Genomic DNA, 10,158 nt, shown 5'->3' on the forward strand with positions numbered 1-10,158 from the left:
GGCCTATTCCGCCGCTTCAAGCAGCCGCACGCCCGCGAGCGCCCGCTTGCCGTCGTGGCCGGTCACGGTGAGCGGCGCGATCGAACCGACCTGCGCCTCGCCAGTGAAGGCGATTTCCGTGAAGTCCTCGGCGCGGGCCACGCCCCCCTGTCCAAGATCGGCCCGTTCGACCAGGCCCATGACCGTGCGGCCGACCTGGCGCTGCAGGTGGCGCGCGAGCGCCGCGTCGCCAGCGGCGCGCAGGCGGGCGGCGCGCGCCTTGACCACCGGACCGGCTACGGCCGGCATCCGTGCGGCCGGCGTCCCGGGCCGCGCGCTGTAGGGAAACACGTGCAGGAAGGACAGGCCCGCCGCTTCCACCAGCGACAGCGTGTTCTCGAACATGGCGTCGGTCTCGGTCGGGAAGCCCGCGATCAGGTCGGCGCCGAACGCGGTGTCGGGGCGCACCGCGCGCACCTGCGCCACCAGCTTCAGGGCATCGGCGCGGCTGTGCCGGCGCTTCATGCGCTTCAGGATCATGTCGTCGCCGGCCTGCAGCGACAGGTGCAGATAGGGCATCAGGCGCGGCTCGGTCGCCAGGCAGCGCATCAGGTCCGGATCGATCTCTGCGGCGTCGATCGAAGAGAGCCTGAGGCGCGGAAGCTCCGGGACCAGCTTCAGGATCCGGGCCACCAGTTGGCCGAGCGTCGGCGCGCCCGGCAGGTCGGCGCCCCAGCTCGTCACGTCGACGCCGGTCAGCACCACCTCGCGGTAGCCCTGGGCGGCCAGGCGCTTGACCTGCGCCACCACCTCGCCGGCCGCGGCCGAGCGCGAATTCCCGCGGCCATAGGGGATGATGCAGAAGGTGCAGCGGTGGTCGCAGCCGTTCTGCACCTCCACGTAGGCCCGCGCCCGGTCTTTCAGCCCGTCGATCAGGTGCCCGGCGGTCTCGCGCACGCTCATGATGTCGTTGACCCGCACGCGGCCGAGCTCCGGCGCGGGGACATAGGAGCCCGCCGCGCTCTTCTCGGCGTTGCCCAGCACCAGGTCGACCTCGTCCATGGCGGCGAAGGCGGCGGGGTCGATCTGGGCCGCGCAGCCGGTGACGATCAGCCGGGCTCCCGGCCGTTCGCGCCGCGCCTTGCGGATCGCCTGGCGAGCCTGGCGCACGGCCTCGCCGGTCACCGCGCAGGTGTTGAAGACGATGGCGTCGCTGAGCCCGTCGGCCGCCGCCTGCTTGCGGATGATCTCGCTCTCATAGGCGTTCAGCCGGCAGCCAAACGTCACGACCTCCACATCATTCGCCATGGGGCCGCTCATGGCAGCTCCCCCGCGAAGTCGACGGCGGCGGGGCCGGTCATGATCACATGGTCGTCGGCGCGCCATTCGATCAGCAGTTCGCCGCCGTCCAGCAGCAGGGTCGCGGTGCGCTCGGTCAGGCCGCGGCGGGCGGCGGCGACCAGGGCGGCGCAGGCGCCGGTGCCGCAGGCCTGGGTCAGGCCCGCGCCGCGCTCCCAGACGCGTAGGGCGATCCGGTCGCGATCCAAAACCTGGGCGAAACCGACATTCACGCCCTCCGGGAACAGCCGATGACGCTCGATGGCCGGTCCGGCGGTCGCGACCGGCGCGGCGTCGATGTCGTCGACGAAGAACACCACGTGCGGATTGCCCATGGAGACGCAGCCCGGCGCCGTCGCCAGGGCGGGGTCGTCCGAGAGCGTCACGTCGAGGGCGGCGGTGTCGTGCGCCTCGGCGAGCGGAATGTCGGCCCAGTCGAGCCCGGGCTTGCCCATGTCGACGCTGACCAGCCGCTCGCCGGCCCGGGTGGCGACCAGCAGGCCCGCGCGGGATTCCATCACCGCATGGTCCTTGCCGCTGGCCTGCATCAGCAACCAGCCGACGCAACGCGTACCGTTGCCGCAGGCCGCGATCTCCTCGCCGTCGGAATTCCAGAACCGCACGCGGGCGTCGACGCCCTCGCCCGGCTCGATGGCGATCAGCTGGTCGCAGCCGACGCCGCCGGCCCGGTCGGCGATGGCGCGCACGTCCGCCGCGCTCGGCGCGAAGGGCGCGGTGCGGGCCTCGACCACGACGAAGTCGTTGCCGAGCCCGTTCATCTTGAGGAACGGACGGCTCATGGCGGCGGACATATAGGCGAAGACGGCCCCCTTGGCACGCGGCGCTAGGCAGGCCGGCGCCGACAACGCTAGAAACGCCGCCATGAAAGCCCTGCTTGGCGCGCTCGCCGCGCTTGCCCTCGCCCCCCTCGCCGCGCACGCGCAAGCCGCCCCGGCCGACCCCTTCCAATGGCTGGAGGACATTGACGCGCCCCGCTCCATGGCCTGGGTCGAGGGCCAGAACGTCAAGTCCGCCAAGCGGCTGGAAGGCGATCCGCGCTACGAGACCTTCCACGCCGAGGCGCGCGCGATCTTCACCGCCGAGGACCGCATCGCCACGCCGCATTTCCGGGCCGGCGGGATCGACAACCTCTGGCAGGACGCGGGTCACGTGCACGGCGTCTGGCGCCACACGACGCTCGCCTCCTACCGCACCGCCAGTCCGCAGTGGCAGACGCTGCTCGACCTCGACGCGCTCTCGAAAGCCGAAGGCAGGAACTGGATCTGGAAGGGCGCGGACTGCCTGAAGCCCGCCCAGACGCTCTGCCTCGTGCGCCTCTCCAACGGCGGCGGCGACGCCGTCGAGGTTCGCGAGTTCGACACCGCGACCGGCCGGTTCGTGGACGGCGGCTTCCGCTTCGCCAATGGCAAGCAGAACCTGCGCTGGATCGACCGCGACACCCTGATCGCCAGCCGCGAATGGACGCCGGGCGACGTCACCGCCTCGGGCTACGCATACATCGTCAAGACCGTGGCGCGTGGCGGAGAACCCCGCGAGGTGTTCCGCGGGACCAAGACCGACGTCGGCGCGCAGGGGATCGTGCTGGACGGCGCCGGCGGCAAGGCCGACGGGATCATCCTCCAGCGGACGCTCACCTTCTACGATCGCGCCTTCAGCCTGATGGGCGACCAGGGCCAGACGCCCATCGCCCTGCCGCCGAAGGCCGAATACCAGACCTACGTCGCCGGCCAGGCCGTCTTCCAGCTCAAGCAGGCCTGGCGGGGCTTCGGCGCCGGCGCGGTGATCGCCTTCGACCTCGCCGACCTGAAGCGCGGGGCCGCCAAGCCCCAGCTGATCTTCCAGCCGGGCCCTCGCCAGGCGGTGCAGACGGTGGATTCCACCAAGGGACGGCTGGTGGTGACCCTGCTGGAGGACGTGAAGGGCGCCGTGGACGTCTATGGCCGCAAGGACGGCCGCTGGACCGCCAGGCGCCTGCCGCTGCCCAAGGACGCCAACATCAACGAGGTCTCGACCTCGGACGATGACGACCAGCTGTTCTTCACCGCCGAAGGCTTCCTCGATCCGACGTCGCTGTGGCTCGCCGACGGCGCGTCCGGCGCCGTTGCGAAGATGAAGACCTTGCCGGCCCGGTTCGACGCCTCGAAGGATGTAGTCGAACAGCATTGGGCGACGTCCTCGGACGGGACCAGGATCCCCTACTTCCTGGTGCGGCCGAAGGGCATGAAGCCGGACGCATCGACGCCGACCCTGATGTACGGCTACGGCGGCTTCGAGATCGCCAAGCCGCCGGTCTATGTGCCGGAGATGGGCAAGATCTGGCTGGAGCGGGGCGGCGCCTATGTGATCGCCAACATCCGCGGCGGCGGCGAGTTCGGCCCCGCCTGGCACGACTCCGTGCTGCGCGAGAAACGCCAGCTCGCCTTCGACGATTTCGCGGCCGTCGCCCGCGACCTCTTCAAGACCAGGGTCACCTCCCCGCGGCGCCTCGGCATCTACGGCCGGTCGAACGGCGGGGTGCTGATGAGTGTCTCCATGACCCAGCATCCGGAGCTCTGGAACGCCATCGTCATCGAAAGCCCGCTGATCGACATGCTGCGCTACAATCACCTGTCGGCCGGCGCGTCCTGGGTGGCGGAATACGGCGATCCGGATGTCCCGTCCGACCGCGCCTTCATCGAGAAGTACTCGGCCTATCAGAACCTCAAGCCCGGCGTGAAATACCCCGAGCCCTATATCACCACCAATACGCGGGATGACCGGGTGCACCCGGGGCATCCGCGCAAGTTCGCCGCCCGGCTCGAGGCCATGGGGATCCCCTACCTCTACTACGAGCAGACCTTCGGCGGGCACGCCAACGACGCCGATCCGGAGCTCAACGCCCGCCGCTGGGCCAGGCACTATGTCTACCTGGCGCAGAAGCTGATGGACTAGGCGGCGGGAGAGGCCTGCGGCGCGCGGCGCCATTCCACCGCCAGTTCGGGCTCGCGGACGGCGACCCGCTTCAACTGGCGTTCCATCGCCTGCTCCAGGGCGCTCAGCGCCTCGGGCTCGGCCGCGTCGGCCAGGATCATCAGCGTCACCGGCGAGGCGCGCAGATAGACCTCGCCGCTGTCGAAGGCGATCCGGCCTTCGCGCTCGCCCAGGAGGGCGACCGCGCCGTGCAGGAAGTGGTGGCAGAGCTCGGCCATGTAGCGGTGGCTCTGGCCGGTGACGATGGTCGAACTGGACCGCATCGGGGAGGCCCTTAGACCTTTTCGATGGCCGCGGCGGCCTCGTCGATGATGGCGACCACGCGGTCGATTTCGTCCTGGGTGATCGGACGGCGCGAGATGCGCTGGCCCATGGCCATGCCCAGGTTCGCCATGGCGCGGTGGATGCGCGGGCGGGTGGAATCGGAGCCTTCGGCGGCCTCGGCCATGCGGCCGAAGACGGCGTCGACGCCGGCGCGGTTTTCCTCGAGCGCCGCGCGGCCCTCGTCGGTGGCTTCATAGAGCTTGCGGCCGGCCTCGCCGGTCACCGGGCGGATGAAGCCCTCGTCCTCGAGCAGGGCGAGCGTCGGATAGATCACCCCGGGGCTGGGGCGATAGGCGCCGCCCGTGCGGTCTTCCAGTTCCTTGATCAGCTCATAGCCGTGGCGCGGCTGCTCGGCGAGCAGGGCCAGGACGATGAAGCGAAGGTCGCCGTGTTCCAGGAACCGGCCGATGCGGCCGCCGCGGTGGCGTCCGTGACTGTGGCGCTCGCCCATGCGGCCGCCCCAGGGATGACGGCCGCGATGTTCGTCCCGGCCGCCGTGAAAGTGATGATGTCTGTGCATATCGAAAGCCCCCTCCTTAGGTGGGGCGCTATCGATATATCTAAATCGGATCGAGGATGCAAGCGTATTTCGATATGTCTAAATTAGTCTGTCATTCCCGCAGCACCTCGGCCAGCAACCGCCCCTCGGCGGCGCGGTTGGAGCCGGCCCGCCAGGCGACGACGATCTCGCGGCTGGCGTGGCCGGGCGCGATCGGGCGCACGGCCACCGAGGCCGGATCCGTGAGCCCCGCATTGACTGCCATGGCCGGCAGGAAGGTCACCCCCAGGCCCGAACTCACCATCTGGACCAGGGTCGGCAGCGAGGTGGCGGCGAAGGACTCTTCGCCGGAGGCGGTCTTCGGCGGCTTGAGGCCGCAAGCCGCGAGCGCGTGTTCGCGCAGGCAGTGGCCGTCCTCCAGGAGGATGATGTCCTCCTGCTCCAGCGCCTGCGGGTCCGCCGACTTCAGCTTGGCCAGCGGATGGCCGGCCGGCATGGCGGCCAGCAGCTCGTCGTCGGAGACATGCGCCCAGTTGAGACCGTGCATGTCGAAGGGCAGCGCGATCAGCGCCGCGTCGAGCTGGCCAGCCTTCAGCGCCGCGATCAGCCGCTGGGTCAGGTCCTCGCGCAGATAGAGCCGCAGCTTCGGGAAGCGCGCGCGAAGCAGCGGCAGGGCGCGGGGCAGCAGGAACGGGGCGACGGTCGGGATCACCCCCAGCCGGAACCGGCCGGTCAACGGCTGGCCGGCGTTCTTCGCCGCCTCCACCAGCTCCTCGGCCTCGTTGAGGATCACCGTCGCCCGGCGAAGCGCCTCTTCGCCCACCGCCGTCAGGATCACGCCGGAGCGGGCGCGGTCGACCACCGGCGCGCCCAGGGTGCGTTCCAGCTCCTGGATGCCGGAGGAGAGCGTCGGCTGGGTGACGTGGGCGGCGTCGGCGGCGCGGCCGAAGCTGCCCTGCTCGGCGAGGAGCTTCAGGTACTGGAGTTGGCGCAGGGTGGGGAGCATGGATACAAGATAGGCTTGCTCTATCGAAAATCCAGAGGCAATCGATTGGCTATTGGTTCGAGGCGGCCCTATCTCCAGCCCTCGACGCCGCGGACCTCCCCGTCCCGGCCCATCTGAAAACTGGAGACTGTACTCATGCTCGGCGTTGGCGAGACCCTGCCCGACTTCAAGATCGTGGGCGTGAAGCCCAAGTTTAACCGCCACGAGGAGGGTGGCGAGAGCGCTTTCGAGACGCTCACGAAAGCGAGCTTCCCCGGCAAGTGGAAAGTGATCTTCTTCTATCCGAAGGACTTCACCTTCGTCTGCCCGACCGAGATCGCCGAGTTCGCCAAGCTCAATCCGCAGTTCGAGGAGCGCGACGCCGTCGTGCTCGGCGGCTCGACCGATAACGAGCATTCCAAGCTCGGCTGGCGGCGCGAACATCCCGACCTGACGGGCCTGCCGATCTGGAACTTCGCCGACTCGTCCGGCAAGTTCGCCCGCGCGCTCGGCGTGCTCAACGAGGACGAGGGCGTGGCCCTGCGCGCCACCTTCGTGGTCGATCCCGACAACGTGGTGCAGCACGTCTATGTCACCAACCTCAACGTCGGCCGCAATCCGCAGGACACCCTGCGGGTCCTGGACGCCCTGCAGACCGATGAGCTCTGCCCCTGCAACCGCTCGGTGGGCGGCGAGACCCTGAAGGCGGCCTGAAGCCGTCACGGCGGGAGGCGCCGGCGCCTCCCGCACCCTCTTTCAATTGGAGACTGCCATGTTGCTCGACGCCCTGCGCGAGACGCTGCCGGCCTATGCCAAGGACCTCAGCCTGAACCTGTCCAGCCTGGCCGGAGAAACCCTGCTCACCGACCAGCAGAAGTGGGGCGCCTTCGTCGCCTCGGCCTATGCGTTGGGCGCGCCGACCGTGATCCGCGCGGTGGAGGCCGCCGCCGCGGAGGCCGGCCTTTCGCCGGGGGCCCTGACCGCCGCCAAATCCGCCGCCGCGATCATGGGCATGAACAACGTCTACTACCGCGCGACCCACCTGCTTGCGAACAAGGAGTACGGGACCCTGCCGGCGCGGCTGCGGATGAACCTCCTGGCCAATCCCGGCGTCGACAAGGCCGACTTCGAGGTCTGGTCGACGGCGGTCTCGGCGGTCAACGGCTGCGGCATGTGCCTCGACGCCCACGAGGCCGAGCTGAAGAAGCACGGCGTCTCCGCCCACCAGATCCAGGCCGCGCTCCGCATCGCCGCTGTGGTCAACGCCGTAAGCCGTGTCGTGACCGCCGAGACGGCGCTCGCAGCCGCCTAGTCCGGCTTGCCGGTCTCCAGGTACTTCTTGAGCCTGGAGACCTGCTCGCCCATTACGCCGTCGACAGGCCCCGCGAGCTGATCGATCCCGCCCTTGGCGTAGCCGCCGACGTCGTAGGTGAGCACGAGGTCGGTCTTGCCGGCGTTGTCCTTCAGCGTGATCCCCAGGTTGCCGGAGGCGCCGGTCAGCTGCAGCGGCCCCAGGCCGCCGTTCAGCCGCAGCGTCGTGGCGCCATCGTTGTAGACGATCGTCATGTGCCGGACCGCGCCGCGCTTCAGCCGCTCGCAGAAACAGCCCGAGGGGTCGAAGTAGAGGTTCTTGGCGTCGCCCGACCAGCTGTGCTGGCTCGACCACCATTTGTCCGGCCGCATCAGGCCATCCCAGACCTTGCTCAGCGGCGCGGCGATCGTGGCCTTTTCGGTGACCTCGAAGCCGGCGGCCGACTTGTCGGTCACCTCCGCGCGCGCCGTCCCGCCCAGCATCGCCGCGGCGAGCGCCAGTCCCATCAGCCGTTTCATGGATCCAAGTCCCCTAAGCCCGCTCGAAGCTTAGCGGCGCTCCCCAGAAGGCTTCAACCAGACTCGACTGGGCGCCGGGACGGCCGGTGGTCAAGAAGCGACGAACGGAGCCGGTCCCGGTCTTGAATTCCGGGTGCCGCTCGAAATAGCGGACCAGCGCGTCGGCGGTCGCCTGTGGCTGGTGGATCAGCGGCGTGCCCGCCGGCAGGGCCGCGCGGAAGAGGTCGGCCGTAATCTCATAGTGGGTGCAGCCGAGGATCGCCCGGTCGGGCGCACGGCCGATCCGGCTGGTGATCGCCTTCACGTGGCCCGCGATGGCGGCGGCCAGTTCCTCGCGCGGCGTGCCCTGCTCGATCATCGGGGCGAGGTCAGGGCAGGGCTGGGAGAAGACCGCCACGTCCTGGCGGCGCTTGTCGATCTCGATCTCGTAGACGCGGGAGGCGGTGGTGGCCGGCGTCGAGAACACCGCCAGGATGTCCAGCTTCTCGACCTTGTCGCCGCGCCGCTCGGCCTCGTGCTCCCAGGGCAGGCCGGTGGCGGCCTCGATGGTGGGGACGATGATGCCCAGCACGTTCACCGGCCGGCCGAGCTCGCGCCGGTAGCCGGGCAGCCAGGTCTGCTGCAGCCGGCGAAGCGCGATGCCGGAAGCGGTGTTGCAGGCCAGCACGACGAGGTCGCAGCCCTCGGCGAACAGCCGCTCGCAGCCGGCCTTCGTCAGCGCGACGATCTCCTCGCCGGGCCGGCCGCCGTAGGGGGTGTTGGCCTGGTCGGCGAGGTAGACGAAATCGGCGGTCGGGAACCGCTCCACGAGCTTGTGATGGACCGAAAGCCCGCCCACCCCGGAATCGAACACGCCGATGGCCATCCCTGGGTGTTAGCGGCGGGCGGGTCGGCTGTCATCCGGCGTCAACACGTCTGGACGCTGTCGCCGGCGGCGGTTAAGCGCGGAGCGAACGGATCGCGAGGGGCGCCATGACCAGTCCGGCAATCATGAGCCGCCGGGGGCTTATCCTGGGGACGGCCGGCGCCGGCCTGATCGGCCTCGGCGGGTGCGCGACCCGGCCGCTCGCCGCCCCGGGGCCAGGCCCGGCCCCAGTCCCCTTCGCCGAGCGCCGGCCGCCGATCCTGCCGGTCCACGCCCAGATGAACCGGGTGTTCGACATCACCGTCTGCCTGCGGCCGTTCCGCGCCCAGGGCCCGAGGCTCGACGCCGAGCCGGTCGGCGACGCCCTGGTGGTGCACAACTACGGGCACGGCGGGTCGGGCTGGTCGCTCTCCTGGGGCTCCAGCACCATCGCGGTCCGCAAGGCCATGGCCAACACCCCGACCGAGATCGCCGTGGTCGGCTGCGGGGCGCTCGGCCTCACCTCCGCCATCCTCGCCCAGGAGGCCGGCGCGAAGGTGACCATCTACGCCCGCGACCTGCTGGCCGACGCGCGCTCGTCCCGGGCGACCGGCAGCTGGACGCCGGACAGTCGCATCGCCCTCACCGAGGCCGCCGGCCCGAAATTCGGCGAGCTTTGGGAGGAGATGGCCCGCACCTCGTTCAAGCGCTACCGGCGCTACCTCGGCCTGCCGGGGAACCCGGTGGAATGGACTGACCGCTACGCCCTCTCCGACCCTCCGCCCGCCCAAGCCGCGCCAGCCGCAGCCCAAGCTCCAACCGCCCCCGCCCACGACTTCGCGGACTATGGCGACCGCATCCGCGACCTGACGCCGCCCTGGGAGCTCCTGCCGGCCGGCGCGACGCCCTTCCCGACCGCCCGGGTGCGGCGCACCTCGAGCATGCAGTTCAACATCGCCGACTACGGCCACACCCTGATGGCCGATTTCCTGGGCGGCGGCGGGCGGATCGAGCGTCGCGAATTCCACAGCCTGGGCGAGCTCGCCACCCTGAAGCAGAAGGTGGTGATCAACTGCCCCGGCTACGGCGCCCGCGCGCTCTGCAGGGACGAGACGGTGACGCCGGTGCGCGGCCAGATCACCTGGCTGATCCCCCAGCCGGAGGTCGACTACGGCGTGTTCTACAAAGGCGTCGGCATGCTCTCCCGCCGCGACGGCATCGTGGTCCAGGCGCTCTGGGGCGGCGACGAATTCGGCTATGGCGACGACCATGAGGCGCCCGACCGCGCCGAGGCCGAGCAGGCGGTCGGCCGCCTGGCCGAACTCTACGGACGGATGACACGCTCGGCGGCGTGACGCCGGGCAGGCT

General features: G+C 70.3%; 11 protein-coding genes. 4 read left to right on the forward strand and 7 right to left on the reverse strand.

Annotated elements, in window-relative coordinates; genetic code table 11:
- Positions 1–3 precede the first annotated feature (3 nt).
- The gene (mtaB, locus tag ACESMY_RS00200; RefSeq protein ID WP_372780978.1) at positions 4–1,365 is read right to left on the reverse strand and encodes a tRNA (N(6)-L-threonylcarbamoyladenosine(37)-C(2))-methylthiotransferase MtaB; all 1,362 of its coding nucleotides are present in this window, start codon (positions 1,363–1,365) and stop codon (positions 4–6) included.
- Positions 1,296–2,117, reverse strand: a complete 822-nt coding sequence (dapF, locus tag ACESMY_RS00205) for a diaminopimelate epimerase (protein WP_372780980.1) — start codon at positions 2,115–2,117, stop codon at positions 1,296–1,298. Before dapF ends, mtaB begins: the two co-directional genes overlap by 70 nt.
- Before the next feature lie 82 nt (positions 2,118–2,199).
- Between dapF and ACESMY_RS00210 the strand changes: the two genes are divergently transcribed.
- A complete protein-coding gene (locus tag ACESMY_RS00210) occupies positions 2,200–4,269 on the forward strand; it encodes a prolyl oligopeptidase family protein (protein ID WP_372780982.1) in 2,070 nt (689 codons plus the stop codon).
- Here ACESMY_RS00210 and ACESMY_RS00215 read toward each other — a convergent pair.
- The 3 genes from ACESMY_RS00215 to ACESMY_RS00225 form a co-directional block, all read right to left on the reverse strand.
- Entirely contained in the window at positions 4,266–4,571 is a 306-nt protein-coding gene (locus ACESMY_RS00215; RefSeq protein ID WP_372780983.1) for a DUF2218 domain-containing protein, read from the reverse strand. The genes ACESMY_RS00210 and ACESMY_RS00215 overlap by 4 nt on opposite strands.
- 11 nt (positions 4,572–4,582) lie before the next feature.
- Entirely contained in the window at positions 4,583–5,152 is a 570-nt protein-coding gene (locus ACESMY_RS00220; RefSeq protein WP_372780986.1) for a PadR family transcriptional regulator, read from the reverse strand.
- 91 nt (positions 5,153–5,243) lie between these two features.
- The gene (locus ACESMY_RS00225; RefSeq protein ID WP_372780988.1) at positions 5,244–6,137 is read right to left on the reverse strand and encodes a hydrogen peroxide-inducible genes activator; all 894 of its coding nucleotides are present in this window, start codon (positions 6,135–6,137) and stop codon (positions 5,244–5,246) included.
- Positions 6,138–6,272: 135 nt separating this feature from the next.
- On the opposite strand from ACESMY_RS00225, the gene ACESMY_RS00230 reads away from it, so the two are divergent.
- Positions 6,273–6,830 carry a peroxiredoxin gene (locus tag ACESMY_RS00230; RefSeq protein ID WP_372780990.1) on the forward strand — a complete coding sequence of 186 codons (558 nt, stop codon included), beginning with the start codon at positions 6,273–6,275 and terminating at the stop codon, positions 6,828–6,830.
- A 58-nt stretch (positions 6,831–6,888) separates the two neighbouring features.
- Entirely contained in the window at positions 6,889–7,428 is a 540-nt protein-coding gene (locus ACESMY_RS00235; protein ID WP_372780992.1) for a carboxymuconolactone decarboxylase family protein, read from the forward strand.
- On the opposite strand, the gene ACESMY_RS00240 is transcribed toward ACESMY_RS00235, so the two are convergent.
- Together ACESMY_RS00240 and ACESMY_RS00245 are read right to left on the reverse strand one after the other, a co-directional pair.
- Entirely contained in the window at positions 7,425–7,946 is a 522-nt protein-coding gene (locus ACESMY_RS00240; protein WP_372780994.1) for an ATPase, read from the reverse strand. The genes ACESMY_RS00235 and ACESMY_RS00240 overlap by 4 nt on opposite strands.
- A 13-nt stretch (positions 7,947–7,959) precedes the next feature.
- Positions 7,960–8,811, reverse strand: coding sequence for a glutamate racemase (locus tag ACESMY_RS00245; RefSeq protein ID WP_372780996.1), 852 nt, complete (start codon positions 8,809–8,811; stop codon positions 7,960–7,962).
- Between the two features lie 107 nt (positions 8,812–8,918).
- Here ACESMY_RS00245 and ACESMY_RS00250 point away from each other — a divergent pair, with 107 nt between their 5' ends.
- Positions 8,919–10,145, forward strand: coding sequence for an FAD-dependent oxidoreductase (locus ACESMY_RS00250; RefSeq protein ID WP_372780998.1), 1,227 nt, complete (start codon positions 8,919–8,921; stop codon positions 10,143–10,145).
- Positions 10,146–10,158 lie beyond the last annotated feature (13 nt).

This window comes from Phenylobacterium sp. (genome assembly GCF_041691455.1).
Lineage (GTDB): Bacteria > Pseudomonadota > Alphaproteobacteria > Caulobacterales > Caulobacteraceae > Phenylobacterium.